Here is a 15953-nt window from a genome sequence, read left to right as displayed (position 1 = left end):
ATGAAAATGGCAGCTTTGGCTAAACTTTGCGGTTTTGCATTGATGTGTCTTGGTTGCTCCTCCCAGCAAAGTATTGAAACTGCAGCACCGGCACTGTTACAGGAAACGAGCCCGGAGATTCAGGGCAAGTTGCAGGCTGCAGTTTCGCAAGCGCTGGGCGGGGTTAATGTGACCCTGGGCCCTGGGGTGTTTGTGGACGATACTATTTTGGTGATTGAGAGTAATCCCCAAAAGATGGCTCTGATTGGCCGGGATATGGGGCGGCCGATCAAGTTTCAACTAGTCGGCAATGGTGAGAAATGCTGGTTGAGGCGACTGTCCAATGGAGAATCCTGGGAGTTGCCTGTGCTGTGTAAGCCAGTTTCCACTGGTTGAGAAAAGAAAGGGGAGCATTAGCTCCCCTTTTTGTTTAACGCAGCAGGTTGGACTTGCGAATATCCGGCTTCTGCGCCGCGCGGAAAATCAGGGCAATCTTGCCGATTTCCTGTACCAGCTCGGATGAGGATTTTTCGCAAAGCTCACCAACGATTTGGTGGCGTACTTCCCGGTCGGCGATCATCAGTTTGACCTTGATCAGCTCGTGGTCTTCGAGTGCACGGTTCAGTTCTTCCATCACCCCCTCGCTCAGCCCATTGCCGGCTACGGTCACAACAGGTTTCAGATTGTGACCTAGAGAGCGAAGAGCTTTTTTGCGGTCGGCGGTTAAAGGCATACAATACTCCATTACCACTTTGTGGAATTCGATGTGGGAGCGGCCACAGACCGCGATCGTCGCCAGCGTTTGTTCGGCGGACCCGATCGCGGTCTGTGGCCGCTCTTATAATTAAGCTGTAGTGATTGTAGGCATTGTACCCGATGGGCCGATCTAAGAGCAGCCACCGTTGGCTGCGTGAACATTTTAATGACCATTACGTCAAACAGTCCCAAAAAGAGGGCTATCGCTCCCGTGCCAGCTACAAGCTGCAGGAGCTACAAAATAAGGACCGCTTATTCAAGCCAGGAATGACTGTTGTCGACCTGGGTGCGGCTCCAGGGGGCTGGTCCCAGGTAGCGATGGAGTTGGTAGGGCACAAAGGCAAGGTTTTGGCGTCAGATATATTGCCGATGGACCCGCTGGCCGGTGTGGACTTTGTCCAGGGGGACTTTACCGAGGAGTCGGTGCTCAGTGAACTGTTACAGCGCATGGGCGATGAACTGGCAGACCTTGTGATTTCCGATATGGCCCCCAATATGAGTGGGATACGCGATGTTGATCAGCCCGCCTCCATGTATTTGGTAGAACTGGCGGTCGATATGGCCCGGCAGGTACTTAAGCCCGGTGGTGCATTTGTTGCAAAGGTATTCCAGGGAGAGGGTTTCGACGAGTTGATCCGCGACTTGCGTGGGAGCTACAACAGTGTCGTAACTCGCAAACCTGGTGCTTCCCGCCCCCGTTCACGTGAAGTATACGTGGTGGCGCGAGGATTTAAGGGCTGAGAGCGACTGAGAACATCGGCGTATTTCTAGTCTGACTCCCCATATGGTATAAGCGATACCTGTATCGGGGGCGAAGGCTGTTGACCCCCCGCACCTATACTGGTTTTATCCGGTATTGATGTGGCCGGCGTTGCCGGAATGAACGGATTTTGATTGCGAAAGCGAGAGGGCTATCCCTTTGAATGATATGGCAAAGAACCTAGTACTGTGGTTGATCATCGCAGCGGTACTGCTGATGGTTTTTCAAAACTTTAAACCACAGTCACGGGATGAGGCTCTCAGTTACTCCGACTTTGTTCAGGATGTGCAGTCGGGCCAAGTTAAGAACGTGATCGTAGACGGTCTGGTGATTACCGGCGAAAAAGCCGATGGCAGCCGCTTCAAGACTATCCAGCCACAGATTATCGACGATGAACTGACCAATGAGCTGGTGCGCAGCAATGTGCAATTTGTTGGTCGCGAGCCTGAGTCACCTAGCATCTGGCAGCAGCTTCTGGTAGCCAGCTTCCCGATCCTGATTATTATCGCTGTATTTATGTTCTTTATGCGCCAAATGCAGGGCGGAGCCGGCGGTCGCTCAGGTCCTATGGCATTTGGTAAGAGCAAGGCGCGCCTGCTGGGCGAAGACCAGATCAAGACAACTTTTTCCGATGTTGCCGGAGTAGATGAAGCTAAGGAAGAGGTACAGGAGCTGGTCGAGTTCCTGCGCGATCCCACCAAGTTCCAGCGCCTGGGTGGCAATATCCCCCGTGGCGTATTGATGTGTGGCCCTCCCGGTACCGGTAAGACCCTGCTTGCCAAAGCAATTGCCGGCGAAGCAAAAGTACCTTTCTTCTCCATCTCCGGTTCTGACTTTGTTGAGATGTTTGTTGGTGTGGGCGCTTCCCGGGTGCGGGATATGTTTGACCAGGCCAAGAAGCAGGCTCCCTGCATCATCTTTATCGACGAGATTGACGCTGTTGGCCGTCACCGTGGAGCCGGTGTTGGCGGTGGTCACGATGAGCGCGAGCAGACCCTGAACCAGTTGCTGGTTGAGATGGATGGGTTCGAAGGTAATGAGGGCGTGATCGTTATTGCCGCGACTAACCGCCCGGATGTACTGGACCATGCCTTGCTGCGCCCAGGTCGCTTTGACCGCCAGGTATTTGTTGGACTCCCGGATATTCGTGGCCGCGAACAGATCCTCAAAGTTCATATGCGCAAGGTGCCTATGGACGACAAGGTGAACCCACAGACGATTGCCCGTGGAACCCCTGGTTTCTCCGGTGCCGATCTGGCCAACCTGGTCAACGAAGCCGCCCTGTTTGCTGCGCGGGCCAATAGACGCACCGTGACCATGGAAGAGTTTGAGCGCGCCCGTGACAAGATCATGATGGGCGCCGAGCGCAAGTCCATGGTGATGAATGAAAAGGAGAAGGTGAATACCGCCTATCACGAGGCCGGTCACGCCATTATTGGTCGACTGGTACCCGAGCATGACCCGGTACACAAAGTAACTATTATCCCCCGTGGCCGCGCTCTGGGTGTGACCCAGTTCCTGCCAGAGGAAGACAAGTACAGCCTGTCCAAGCGCGCGATTGAATCGCAATTGTGCTCCCTGTTTGGCGGCCGTATTGCTGAGGAAATGACCCTGGGTATCGACGGCGTTACTACCGGCGCTTCCAATGACATCGAGCGGGCCACCGACTTGGCGCGCAGTATGGTGACCAAGTGGGGCTTGTCTGAAAAGCTCGGCCCATTGCATTACGGCGAAGATGAAAGCGGTCAGCCCGGCCAGGGCAATCCGGTTTCCGGCAAGACTTCCAATGAAATTGATGTGGAGGTGCGCCGTATTATCGATGTCTGCTACGAGCGAGCACAAAAGCTGTTGGAGGATAACCGAGATATTCTTGAAGCGATGAAAGATGCGCTGATGGAATACGAAACCCTGGATGCGGAGCAGGTGGACGACCTGATGGCTCGCCGCAAAGTTCGCGCACCGAGGGATTGGGAAGACAATAACTTCGGTTCTGGTGGAAACAGCCCGACCCAGGATACTGAAACCACAGAGGCCTCAACTGAGGCGGATAAGAGCAATACCGTCGGCGGCCCATTAAACGGCCACTGATTCTCCGAAGCGACTAACTGGACAAAACCAAATGCCGGGTTGGGGATAGGGCGATAGCCTGTTCCGATCTGGCATTTTTTTATTTCAGCCAATGAAAATTATCTGTGGTAACCACACCTTAGACCTCTCCCAACCGGTGGTTATGGGGGTTCTGAATACAACGCCAGACTCCTTTTCCGACGGTGGCAATTACTATGCCTCCGGTAGCCTGGACTTGACCCTGGCTCTGCAGAGAGCGGAACAGATGCTCTCTGAGGGAGCGACAATCCTGGATATTGGCGGAGAATCGACACGCCCTGGCGCATCGCCGGTCACCGAGCAGCAGGAGCTGGATCGGGTAGTGCCGGTGGTGGAGGCAATCAAAGCGAACTTTGACGCGATTATCTCTGTCGATACCAGTACCCCGGCAGTGATGCGTGAGTCAGCTGCGGTAGGGGCGGGACTGATCAATGATGTTCGCGCCCTGGAGCGCCCGGGTGCACTGGAAGCAGCCGTCGAAAGTGGCTTGGCGATCTGCCTGATGCATATGCAGGGTCAGCCCGGCACTATGCAGGATGATCCGTCTTACACTGATGTTGTAGAGGATGTCGCCAGGTATCTGCAGAAACGGGTCGATCTCTGTATCGATCTGGGGGTGACACGGGACCGGCTCATTCTCGACCCGGGTTTTGGCTTTGGCAAAACCGATGAGCACAATTTAGCGTTGTTGCGTAATTTGTCGCAGCTGGCGCCGGCGGATATGCCCATACTGGCAGGCTTGTCGCGTAAGTCGATGATCGGCCGCCTGCTCGATCGAGATGTAGATGGCCGACTCCCCGGTAGCTTGGCCCTGGCCATGTTGGCTGCGCAAAAAGGCGCAAGAATTTTACGTGTCCACGATGTTGCGGAAACCGTGGATGTGTTGCGCATGCAGCAATTGGTTTGCAGCGAAATTTGATGAGTGATGTCTTACAGAGACCTTAAGCCGCAGGGTCCTGTTGTGGTTTTCCGACAGAACAGAAAAGCGGCGAAGTACACAATTGAGAAGCGTTATGGAAAGAAAGTATTTTGGCACTGATGGTATTCGTGGTCGCGTTGGCGAGGGAGCAATTACTCCCGATTTTATGCTGCGCCTGGGATATGCAGCGGGCAAGGTACTGGGAAGAATTTCCAAAGCTAAACACCACCGACGTCCCCGCATCCTTATCGGTAAGGACACTCGGGTCTCCGGCTACATGTTTGAGGCAGCGCTGCAGGCGGGCCTGATTAATGCTGGCGTGGATGTCGCCCTGTTGGGGCCAATGCCGACTCCGGCGATCGCCTACCTGACCCGGACTTTCCATGCCGGTGCAGGCATTGTTATCAGCGCCTCCCATAATCCTTACCACGACAATGGCATTAAGTTTTTCAGCGCTGAAGGCTCCAAGTTACCGGATGAGGTTGAATTGGAGATTGAAGCCGCTCTCGAGCTGCCGATGGAAACTTCCGACGATCTCGGTCGCGCCTATCGAGTTGATGATGCAGCCGCGCGTTACATCGAGTTCTGCAAGGCTTCCACGCCCTGGGGTTTCTCCCTTGAGGGTTTGAAGATTGTTCTCGACTGCGCCAATGGAGCCACTTATCACGTAGCGCCGATGGTGTTTCGTGAGCAGGGAGCAGAAGTCAGCGTAATTGGAGCGGGCCCTGATGGACTCAATATCAATCTAGATTGCGGCTCCACTAAACCTCAGCAGTTGCAACGGGCCGTGGTTAAGCGCGGTGCGGACCTGGGTATAGCCTTTGATGGTGACGGGGACAGGGTGTTGTTCGTCGATGCCAATGGGGAATTGGTCGATGGCGATCAGCTGTTGTATATCATCGCTATGCACCAGCATAAATTCCTGGGCGGTTGCAGTGGTGTTGTCGGCACCTTGATGAGCAATTACGGTTTTGAGCTTGCATTACGCGAAAACAAAATCCCGTTTGAGAGAGCCAAAGTGGGCGACCGCCATGTGCTTGAAAAAATGTCAGCTAATCAGTGGAAGCTGGGAGGTGAGTCGTCAGGCCATATTATCTGTGCCGATGCGTCTACCACCGGTGACGGTATTATCGCCGCACTGCAGGTACTGCGTGGCCTGTGTGAGTTTGATGAGCCCTTGCATCAGCTTAAGTCCCGTATGACAATGTTCCCCCAGCACATGATTAATGTGCAACTGGCTCATCGCGATGGTGTGCTCGATCACACAGATGTTAAGGCTATTGTTGTCGATGCGGAACGCCGACTGGCGGACAGCGGACGTGTGCTGCTGCGGCCATCTGGCACAGAGCCTCTGATCCGGGTAATGGTTGAAGGTCGCGACAGCGTCCTGGTAGAACAGCTGGCCAAAGATATTTCCTCCGTGGTGGAGCGAATTGGAAATAACTGATCTGCTGCGATTTAACCCGTAGTAAATCGGTCCTCTTGGGGCGCAGAAGAAACTCGTATAATTTTGGTTGTATGTTGGCGTCAATGTCGCTAAGATTTGCGCCCCTTGAAGGAGCACACATGCGAACACCGCTAGTAGCAGCAAACTGGAAAATGAACGGCAGCCGCGAGTTTGCCGAACGTTTTTTCACCGAACTCAACCTCGAAGGTGTGAAGTCCGGTGTTGTTGTTTGCCCATCTTTTCCATACCTCGGCTTGGTGGCTGATGCGGCGGAAAAGAGCGGAGGTTTTAGTCTGGGTGCCCAGGACCTTAGCCAGGAGCCCAAAGGGGCGTTTACTGGTGAGGTTTCCGCTAGCATGTTACTGGATTGGAATACCCGTTACGTTATTGTCGGGCATTCTGAGCGCCGTAGTCTCTACGGAGAAACCAGTGAGTTAGTGGCGAAAAAATTTGTTGCGGCCCAAGAGGCGGGACTGGCTCCAATACTTTGCGTCGGGGAAACCCTTGAAGAACGCGAGCAGGAGCGCACTCTCGAAGTGGTTGCAGAACAACTTCAAGCGGTTGCCGACATCATTGATTCGGCTGGCTGGAAGCAGTCCGTGATTGCCTATGAACCGGTATGGGCCATTGGCACCGGAAAAACTGCTACCCCTGATGAAGCCCAAGCTGTACATGCATTTATTCGCTCGCAGTTGGGAGATTTGGGCGCTGAAGTACAGATTTTATATGGCGGTAGTGTAAAATCCGCAAATGCCAGGGAGCTTTTTGCCCAGGCAGATATTGATGGTGCCCTGGTGGGTGGAGCCTCGCTGGATGCCAGCGAGTTTGCTGAGATTTGTCGCGCTGCTGTTTAAATTAACAGCACGCGGGTTGGCGAATACTGAATAACGGGTTGTTTAGACCCCGGTAGAGAGTTTCCAGAAGATGGAAAAATTGGTATTAGTTGTACACGTTTTGACCGCACTGGGCATTATTGGCCTGATTTTGTTGCAGCAAGGTAAAGGTGCCGAAGCCGGTGCATCCTTTGGTGCGGGCGCGTCTCAGACAGTTTTTGGCAGTCAAGGTAGCGGAAATTTCTTTTCCCGCTTGACAGCAATTTTTGCGACGGTATTCTTCGTCACCAGTTTCGGCCTGGCCATCCTGGCTAAGCAAGGTGCAGGCACCAACGTTGATGCGGACCTTCCGCAAATTCCAGCAGCGGTGCAGCAAATTGGCCCAGCTGAAGAACTGCCGGCTATCGATAGCGATATCCCGCAGCTCGAAACAGATTTGGAAACTGGCGATATCCCGCAGATTCCTGCAGACAGCACCGGTTCAGAAGAGCCAGCTGCTAACCAGGAAAGTGAGGAACAGCAGTAAAAGATTTTTGCCCAGGTGGTGGAATTGGTAGACACGCTATCTTGAGGGGGTAGTGAGCTATGCTCGTGCGGGTTCAAGTCCCGCCCTGGGCACCACATCAAGATCCGAGGAAGTTCGGAATCATCCAAAAAGCCCGGTAAATCCGGGCTTTTTGCTATCTGAAGGGTACACAGCCCTCCGTTCTCGTTCGTTGTCACCCGGTGCTATCTGGTGCTACATTTGGTGCTACCTAGTTCAATTTAGAAACTGGTAGAGGCACCAATGGCCCTTACAGATAGATACTCAACTCAAAACAAGCCAGCCAAACCAAGCGGCAAGAATCATTGGCTTGCGGATATCTGGTAGCTCCGAATGCGGCTCTTCCGCTCAGTGCTCAATACGCAAAGTAATGTAATCAATATAGCTTGAGCCCTGAGATCAGCTTTAGATCTCAATTTTGGCCAAGTAGAGAGCTAGTCATTTCAGCAAGAAATGATATGGACTACTAGCTATTTGACTAAGTCAGGGAATAATTATGCCTACCCTACGCAGTTGCTTGTCTATAAGTTTTAGTATACTCGTCCTAATTTATGTCCTGCATTGGCTTCTTGCCTTTCCATGGCTGTGGGTGATTGGCTATCTTGTAGTTGGTGCAATATTCGTCGGTTTCTCAACGTGGCTTTACTCTGGTATGTATAGCGAAGACGAATGAAAATTTTTACAAGCGCGCATATGTATAGCTGAATAGTGCGGTCTTGGTGGTCCATACTGTTTGAAGTCCTGGACCTTGCCAACCACCAAGGGTTGTAAGGGGGGGCGATTCTGGACTCCCTTTGGGGTCTTTTGAGAACCACTTTTGCTAAAGCCGGCTTGCCTGTTCAGTATTAGGTAACCTCGCACTTTGTCGATTTGGAGTAGGTGAAGTCACGCTTGAATTTCAGCATCACGCTCAGTCGTTGAGACGCCTCAGTAGAGGGAGGATTCAAAGTGGTGTTACTTTTTTGTTGTGCTTTCCTATACGTCCCGTAACCACTGGCTAGAAGTTATTTTTCAAGTCCCGCACTGATCAAGAAACGAAGAAGCTCAGAATCACCCAAAAAGCCCGGCTGGTCCGGGCTTTTTACTATTTAAAAAATAAAAATATTAACCTTTCACTTTGTCAGGAGTTGCCCTGCATAGCCTTGAATATCCCTTCCTGGCTCACTCATTGAAGACCAGGTGCCTCTCCAATAATTTATAAGCCATCTGCAGAGCTCACCGGTGGTTGATGTGATTTTGTAGGCAGGAAACATTCACTAGTAGGCCTGTAATTCTATGTAATAGCTTTTCCGGGAGGTTTGGTTGCGGGTTTATTTGGGGGGATGGATACTGGATTACTCCAGTTGCTCGGTATCAAGTTAGTAACTATTTTGCTTCCCTTTCGCGATCCCTATTCTCGGCACGAGTTCTGAAAGTGAATTAAAAATCGGCTGAGATTTTTGGTAAAAATAGAAAAAGGAGTTTTCGATTGAAGTCTTATACCACTAAATACAAAAAGCTTTCGACACTTCGGGGGTTAGTAATATTTGTCGGGCTACTGTCCATGGAAGGTGTATCAGCTGACGCCTCTCTTTCTGATCTTGATCTTGATATTGATAATGATGGTCTGATTGAGATTCGCAGTTTCAAAGATCTTAATGAGATTCGTAACAACCTAGACGGATCAACTTTATACAGTAGTAACTATGGTTGCCCAGAAAGTGGCTGTTATGGCTTTGAGCTGACCAAAGACCTGAATTTTGATACCAATGGCGATAGTTATGTTGATGCGAATGATGAGTACTGGAACGAGGGCTTGGGCTGGGAGCCAATCGGTACAAGTGAAAACCCGTTTATTGCGACCTTTGAAGGTAATGGCTATTCCATCAGTAATTTATATATAAACTTCAATGGAGGGGAATTTACAATTCTAAATGAACACTCAGGCCTTCTGGGACATGCTCAATCGGCGGAAATACATAACCTTACTACAGTTGATACCGTTGTTTCTTTCATGGGTGTTATGCCCGCAGGAGAAGACTCGGCAAACCCTAGTGAGGGATGCTCGGGCGAAGCGGTTGAGTCTAGTACAATTTCCAATGGAGACTTCGATACGACATGTGTATTCAGTTCGGTAGTGCTGACCTTGGATTTAACAGGTGCTGAGATAGAATTACCCTATATTAATTTCGAATCTCCAGTAGAAGGTAATGAAGTATCTGTTATTGATTTATCTAAATTCCCTTTAGTTGATAACGGGTGCGGTGCTAGTGATTTCTCCGAGGACAGTGATAGCTTTTGTGTTATTGGGTCAACGATTAGTTTCCAAGATTGGGCTGATGGTGACAGTTTAGTTGCTATTTCAAGTATTCCACTTATACCTAGCGCTACATTTAACTTTTACCCCAAAGTTACGGCAAAGCTATTTCAAGCTGGCCAGTTCAGGGCTGTAATTTATGAGGATCAGGGACCGGCAGAGATTCAAGCCTGGGTCACAGATGAGTATGAGCTGGACCCATTTACCTATAGTTGGAACAGCCCAAAGCTAGTTCAGCTTAACGACTCTGGTGAAAGCGTATTTACCTTTGATCCAGCAGGTTTGTCGGGAGCTTTCGAAGTTACTGTTACTGTTACAGATTCTGGTGGTTTGTCAGATACTGCGAAGCTGATATTGCGAGTGGATGGCAGTGCCCCTGTATTGTCCGATAATGAGGATGCTGATCAGGATGGGCTGAGTGACAGCGTTGAGGGATTCTTAGATTTAGATGGTGATCGAATACCGGACTATCTAGATAGGGTAGCGGTTCGTTCCCAGCTGCCGGTAAATAGAACTGGTGCAGTGATGCAAAGCTCTGAAGGGACAAGCTTGAGACTTGGTGATAGTGCCTATATTGCCGGTCAACAATTGGGCCAGGTTACGTTAGAGGATATAGATAATCTCTTTGAGGATAATTTGGCAGGACAGAATAGCTATAAATTCCTGCATGGTATTTTTGACTTTGTTATTTACGATACAGATTTTGGGGAAATCGCTAACATTGTTGTCCCTTTAAATGCCGCTTTACTCGAAGGTGCTCGTTATCTGAAATATCGCCAAAGTGTTGGATGGGTGGATTTTATTGAGGATGAATTTAACCGTGTATCTTCTGCACTGGGGCAGCTGGGTGATTGTCCTGAGCCGGGTAGTGAGAAGTACCAGCCTGGGCTCCATGAGGGCCATTTTTGTATCCAGCTTAGCTTGGTAGATGGTGGCCTCAATGATGATGACGGAGAGATGAATGGCATTATTGTCGATCCTGGTGCTGTCGCGACCCTCAATGTTAAAGAACCTATTGTAAATATAAAATCCTATGCACTTGAGAATTCACAGTTTCAGTTAGAGGAGGAGGCACCGGTGTTGGCTTTCTCCCTACAGAGTGACTCTGCTGATGCGATGCTGAAGTCACTCACACTCAAGGCCGATGGTGAGTTGGATGAAGTATCGGACATACAGAGGGTGCGTTTGTATTTGGATATGGATAACAATGGAATTGCCAGTAATTCGGAGTTAATCGGCGATGGTCTCTTTTCAATTGATAATGGCTATCTGAAATTAGATTTATTCAAAAAGTTTCAGTTGCCCGTTGGTGAGGCCCAGTTTCTGGTGACGTATGAATTTTAAAACCTCAGAGAGTTTTTCGGAATTACTGCTATTAATTGGTGGATATATGAAACCTTTAAAATCCAATGTGCGCTTTTATTTTGTTTTAGTTATCGCTGCTTTTGTTGGTGGTTGTGCTGATTCTTCGAATAACATAGTTGAGCCAGAAGAAAAGCCCGTAAGTAAGGCCTTTTCGATTACCCTAGAGTCAGTTGAGGTTGAGAGGCTAAGTAATGGTGAGGCTGTCTCTGTGGATGCAGGTGAGATAAAAAATGAAGCTCTTATTTTGGTGCCAAATTTAGATTAAATAATTCTTAGTAAGTAAACGTAAAGCCCCTATTTTGGGGCTTTTTTAATGTTCAAATGCAGGGGTGCTAAAAGTAATTAGCTAATATTTGTTTCTAATAACTTTGCACTAAAGGGTTTAAGTATCAAAATAATGACCGAAGTTGATGCAATTACCTTGCATATTTTACAGTTTATATAATAGCAGTCGATTTTTGGCTGATAAGCAACCGTACATACACTTCCTTAGTGAGCTGGAAAAGATACCCAGACTTGGGTGAGGTATTTTTTCTAATCAGGGTGACATGCGGTAATAAAGTTAGTGCCCCTAAAGTGACGCTGAGAGACTTAGTTCTCAAAAACGGAGCTGGTTCCTGATATTGCTTTCTCTTTAGGATGGTAGGTCACCAGATTTCGACTCTGAAGGGTATCAGCTGATCATAAGGAAAAGAGTGGATAGTTGGAGTCAATATCTGCTACTTCTTCTCCATCAGTAGATCAAGTGGTGGCAGAAAATTGATTGAAGAGTATTGATGCTAGATTCAGCAATAAAGAAAAGTGGTTGGAATGAGTGAAATCAACTTAACCAGTTTGAGATAACCCAGGAGCTACCTTGTAATCGAGATGGTGTACTTTAAGTAAAATAAAAGAGTACTTAATCTGTAATTCGATCGAGAATAAGCTTTAGGCTAGCTGAATTGATATTTTATTACTTTGTTTGTTTTAGCTTTTTAATATCATAAGGCACTTAAACATGTTGTCGATGTCTGCGATGTGATAGATGTTTCCTTTGCTTTGTTAATTATTGCTTTTTAATCGCGGGGCAATATTCAAATAAAAGCTAAGTTTGTCTTTATGTGGTTTCCTGTTGTTTGATGGGGATGTTGTGATCTGCAATTTTGTGACGAGAAAAGATAAGTGGAGATTTAAATAATCGGTTAATTTGAGTTTTGATTTATATTTTTTTGAGATTTTTGTAAGGCATACTGAGTGTGAATGCAGGCTGAATATATAGGTTTTTTTGCTGTAATTGCTGAAGTATTTATAGTTTTAATTTTTTGTTTGGATCTTCTTGCTAGTTAATATTTGGGTATTTATACTGCCTGCTCGATTATTTTTTTAAGGATGAAAAATGAAGTTTTTGAAGTCTATGTTGCCGGTGTTTGCCTTGTTGTTAGCGAGTCAGTCTTTTGCAGAAATGACTTTTATTAGCGGCGTTAAGCATAATGTTACTGAGTACTCTTATACTTCGGATACTCGGCGAATTGCTGAGATTGATATCTTGGGTGATAGTGCGCAAGAAATCAGTTTCGATATTACTGCGATTGTATCTGGTTTGGGACGGTTGAGGCCAGATGTCGTTTGTCGTTATTCCCATAGGGGAGAGCGTTGCTACACTAAAAATCATCCTAAAATTTTTGACTATGTGTATGACGTTTCGATCACGGCAAGTTGTGTTGCCAAAGATGGTACTCAAACTGCAATAGGGGTTGATAGGGACGATAAAAATATTTATACGAATGTGCCCATTTCAGATTTTCGCAATGAAGTAGTCTTAACGATAGATAATGGTTCAATTGCCGCGGATATGTGCGATACCTTGACAGTTGATATTCAGGGTGATTTAGAGGCTATTGAAGATGTAAATTTAAAAGTTTTCACCTACGAAATTTTCTAGTTAATAGTATGAAAGTGTCGGTAATAATTGCCGGCACTTTCACAGTCGAACTCCAATCTAGTATATCCATACAATCAAAAGTAGTGGATCACCGCACACCTAATAGAAATGATGTCAGCTCTGTAGCAGAGTCAGAAGCAGTTAATAAAGTCTTTTCTTTTATCTGAAGTCGGTAAGGGTTGAACGGCTTAGTAGTGGCGATTCAGTGCCGATAGCTACCGGCCGGTTAAAAGTGATGAACTTATATTGAGCTGGATACCGATTCGTTAAATTTCCTTCACAATAGAATCTGTCGCTAGTTTTGAGCCCCATCAAGGGGCTTTTTTGTATCTGTTGATTAACAATTGAGGTCAATAGCTGATGCAGGCTAAAGGGTGGGGGAATTGTCTGTACAGGAATATTCCCATATAGAGAGGCGAATGGGATTAATACCCTTATCTTGTGTGTGGTCTATGCGATAACTGAGCACTTTTCTTTGTGTGAGGTAGTAGGCGCGACCCTGATTTCCGGTGCGGAAAGTGAGAAAGATGCCCAGACTTGAGCCAGATCATTTTTCCCCAGTCAGAGTGGCATAAGGTAACGGAATTAGTGTCCCGGCAGTGACGCTGAGAGATTGAGCACTCAAAAATGAGGCAGAGGCGCTCGCACTGCTCTGAGTGTAACTGTTCCCTTTAGCTCTTGAAAAAAGCATGGCTATAACGGAGTAAGAGGGCGGAGACTGGATCAGGGAGGATCGTGGTGAATTTGGTTGAAGATTCCTGGCTGCCAATTATCCGGCGATGCGGTATGCAGGAAAGAATTGCTCCTTGGCAAATTGCCGAGGTGGATAATCCTGTCGTGGATATTTGCACGGTACGACCGGATTTTCGCGGGGCGCTGTTCCAGTTTTTAATTGGCCTGTTGCAAACAGCTTTTGCACCTGAAAGTGTCGATGATTGGGGAGTCTACTGGAAAAAGGCGCCTACTGAGGAAACACTGAAATCACGGCTGCAAAACTACGCTCCCAATTTTGAATTGTTTCAAGAGTCCGGGCCTGCATTTATGCAGGACTTGGAATTGAGTGTGGGGGAATCAAAGTCGATTGCTGCCCTACTGATTGAGGCGCCGGGCAGTAAAACCTGTAGAGATAATCAGGATCTATTTATTAAGGGCGGTAGGGTGCAGGGTGTATGTCCCAGCTGTGCCGCTAGTGCCTTGTTTACCTTGCAAATTAACGCCCCCTCCGGAGGAGTGGGGCATAGAACGAGTTTGCGTGGTGGTGGCCCTTTGACCACATTGATAATTCCAGAGGCAGAAGATGCCAACCTTTGGCAGAAATTGTGGCTCAATATCTTGCCACAAAAGGAGTTTGGGGCGAGGTCTGAAAGCTCTGATAGTTGTATCTTCCCCTGGCTCGCTCCCTCCCGCCTCTCTGACAAACAAGGTTCCTCTACGTCTCCCAATGATACCCATCCTCTGCAAATGTACTGGGGTATGCCGCGCAGGATACGTTTCCAAATCCCGAGAGAAGGCAAGGATTACTGCGACCTTTGTGGAGAGCAGACGAATCAATTAATCCGGGAATATACCACTAAGAATTATGGCATTAATTACGAGGGTCCCTGGATTCATCCCCTGACGCCCTATCGACGTGATCCCAAGAAAAAAGCCCCACCCTTGAGTTTGAAAGGTCAACAGAGTGGTCTCGGTTATCGGCATTGGTTGGGTCTTATGTGGAATGACCATTCAAATGGCGATGAAGCGAGCGGGGCGGTGCGCTTGTTCCATGAGGAATATGCGGAAATTCTCGAAGAACTGGATTCGAATGTCGATGTACGCCTGTGGGGATTTGGCTATGACATGGACAATATGAAAGCACGTTGCTGGTATGAACAGGAAATGCCAGTACTGCCTATTTCCCCCGAGTACCGGTCGCTATTTATTCAGCTGGCAGGGCAGCTTTTAACGGCTGCAAAAGATACTTTGAAAGAACTGCGCTTTAGGGTCAAGGCTGCCTGGTTTAATAACCCTAATGAGGCTAAAGGAGATTTTTCATTTGTCGATCAGGCGTTTTGGCAGGCGACGGAAAGCCAGTTTTATCGCTTGCTCAAGCAATTATCCCTCGAATCCAAGAAATCCCAATTAACACCTGCACCGGTGGCTATTGCCTGGGTACACACACTGAAAAAAACGGCCTTGGCGCAGTTTGACCATTGGTCAATGGAGGGCTCTGCGGAAGACTTGAAATTGCAGCGAGTGATCCGGGCGCGACGTTTTTTAAGGAATAAGCTCGCCAGCTTGGCAAGTTTAAAGACTCTGGATAATACAGCCAAAGTTGAGCAACAACAGGAGGAATTGTGATGGCCGGATATCAATATCTTAGCGATACAGATGTGAGCCGACTGCGCGAATGGCACCGCTGGCTCAATGACAAAGCTGGCCGAGCCGACCGAGCGCGTTTGCGCCGTGCGGTAGAGCCCATGGATGTAATGCCTACTCCCGCCTTTATCCGTTTTTTAAAGGATATGCCCGAGCGCTGGCAGAAAGATGAGCAAATTCGTATCGAAGATGCGGCTCTGGTAGCCACCGTAATTGCACACGTAAAAAATGATAACACCAGCAAAACAATTGATGTTGACAGCAGCGAGGCTATGGATATCAGTTTTGCCCGGTCCCTGGCTATGCCTCGGGAGAGAGGTGGGCGCCCCCCTTTAAGTGAGCTGCGTTTTTTTCAGTTACAAAAAAGTCGTGATACGGCTGAGTTTTATCGCCGCATAGTACGGGCCCTGGCCCTGCTGGATGGCAGAGCCAATATAGCTTCTCTTGCCAATGATTTGCTGCACTGGCAAAGAGAGATGCGCACGATTCCAGCACGGCATCCACAGGAACGCCTGGCTGTGCGTTGGGCAACTGATTACTACGCCGTATTACCAGATTGATAAAAATTCAAAAGTTTCCAAATTAAAGGGGTCTTAGGGGCCTAAAGAATTTTTAAATGCTATTCCCATAACAACACTAAGCACAGAGCAAAGCCAGACCGATTGACAG

13 protein-coding genes and 1 tRNA gene are annotated in these 15953 nt (G+C 48.4%); 13 read left to right on the top strand and 1 reads right to left on the bottom strand.

Annotated elements, in window-relative coordinates:
- A complete protein-coding gene (locus ACJJI8_RS02060; RefSeq protein ID WP_444934104.1) occupies window positions 1-375 on the top strand; it encodes a hypothetical protein in 375 nt (124 codons plus the stop codon).
- Window positions 376-409: 34 nt separating this feature from the next.
- Here ACJJI8_RS02060 and yhbY read toward each other — a convergent pair whose 3' ends face one another.
- On the bottom strand, window positions 410-712 hold the full coding sequence (gene yhbY, locus ACJJI8_RS02055; RefSeq protein ID WP_108734403.1) for a ribosome assembly RNA-binding protein YhbY: 303 nt from the start codon (window positions 710-712) through the stop codon (window positions 410-412).
- 143 nt (window positions 713-855) lie between these two features.
- Between yhbY and rlmE the strand changes: the two genes are divergently transcribed.
- From rlmE to casB, 12 genes are all read left to right on the top strand, one after another.
- Window positions 856-1476: a 23S rRNA (uridine(2552)-2'-O)-methyltransferase RlmE gene (rlmE, locus tag ACJJI8_RS02050; RefSeq protein WP_108734402.1), complete on the top strand. Its 621-nt coding sequence runs from the start codon at window positions 856-858 to the stop codon at window positions 1474-1476.
- 187 nt (window positions 1477-1663) lie between these two features.
- Window positions 1664-3583 carry an ATP-dependent zinc metalloprotease FtsH gene (ftsH, locus tag ACJJI8_RS02045; RefSeq protein WP_444896163.1) on the top strand — a complete coding sequence of 640 codons (1920 nt, stop codon included), beginning with the start codon at window positions 1664-1666 and terminating at the stop codon, window positions 3581-3583.
- Between the two features lie 91 nt (window positions 3584-3674).
- Complete coding sequence (folP, locus tag ACJJI8_RS02040; protein WP_444934103.1) at window positions 3675-4520, top strand: dihydropteroate synthase; 846 nt, start codon at window positions 3675-3677, stop codon at window positions 4518-4520.
- Between the two features lie 94 nt (window positions 4521-4614).
- Entirely contained in the window at window positions 4615-5967 is a 1353-nt protein-coding gene (gene glmM, locus ACJJI8_RS02035; RefSeq protein WP_444934102.1) for a phosphoglucosamine mutase, read from the top strand.
- A 119-nt stretch (window positions 5968-6086) separates the two neighbouring features.
- Entirely contained in the window at window positions 6087-6821 is a 735-nt protein-coding gene (tpiA, locus tag ACJJI8_RS02030) for a triose-phosphate isomerase (protein WP_444934101.1), read from the top strand.
- Between the two features lie 70 nt (window positions 6822-6891).
- Window positions 6892-7326 carry a preprotein translocase subunit SecG gene (secG, locus tag ACJJI8_RS02025; protein ID WP_413663227.1) on the top strand — a complete coding sequence of 145 codons (435 nt, stop codon included), beginning with the start codon at window positions 6892-6894 and terminating at the stop codon, window positions 7324-7326.
- A gap of 9 nt (window positions 7327-7335) precedes the next feature.
- A tRNA-Leu gene (locus ACJJI8_RS02020) sits at window positions 7336-7421 on the top strand.
- Between the two features lie 1391 nt (window positions 7422-8812).
- Complete coding sequence (locus ACJJI8_RS02015; RefSeq protein WP_444934100.1) at window positions 8813-10984, top strand: hypothetical protein; 2172 nt, start codon at window positions 8813-8815, stop codon at window positions 10982-10984.
- Complete coding sequence (locus tag ACJJI8_RS02010; protein WP_444934099.1) at window positions 10974-11270, top strand: hypothetical protein; 297 nt, start codon at window positions 10974-10976, stop codon at window positions 11268-11270. The genes ACJJI8_RS02015 and ACJJI8_RS02010 overlap by 11 nt, the downstream gene beginning before the upstream one ends.
- A 1110-nt stretch (window positions 11271-12380) precedes the next feature.
- Window positions 12381-12926 (top strand): hypothetical protein, encoded by a 546-nt coding sequence (locus tag ACJJI8_RS02005; protein ID WP_444896169.1) that lies wholly within the window; start codon window positions 12381-12383, stop codon window positions 12924-12926.
- A 738-nt stretch (window positions 12927-13664) separates the two neighbouring features.
- Entirely contained in the window at window positions 13665-15266 is a 1602-nt protein-coding gene (casA, locus tag ACJJI8_RS02000) for a type I-E CRISPR-associated protein Cse1/CasA (RefSeq protein WP_444934098.1), read from the top strand.
- Window positions 15266-15844, top strand: a complete 579-nt coding sequence (casB, locus tag ACJJI8_RS01995; protein ID WP_444934097.1) for a type I-E CRISPR-associated protein Cse2/CasB — start codon at window positions 15266-15268, stop codon at window positions 15842-15844. Before casA ends, casB begins: the two co-directional genes overlap by 1 nt.
- Window positions 15845-15953 lie beyond the last annotated feature (109 nt).

The organism is Microbulbifer maximicatervae (SeqCode), from assembly GCF_052467695.1.
This window is presented reverse-complemented; position numbering and strand designations above follow the sequence as displayed.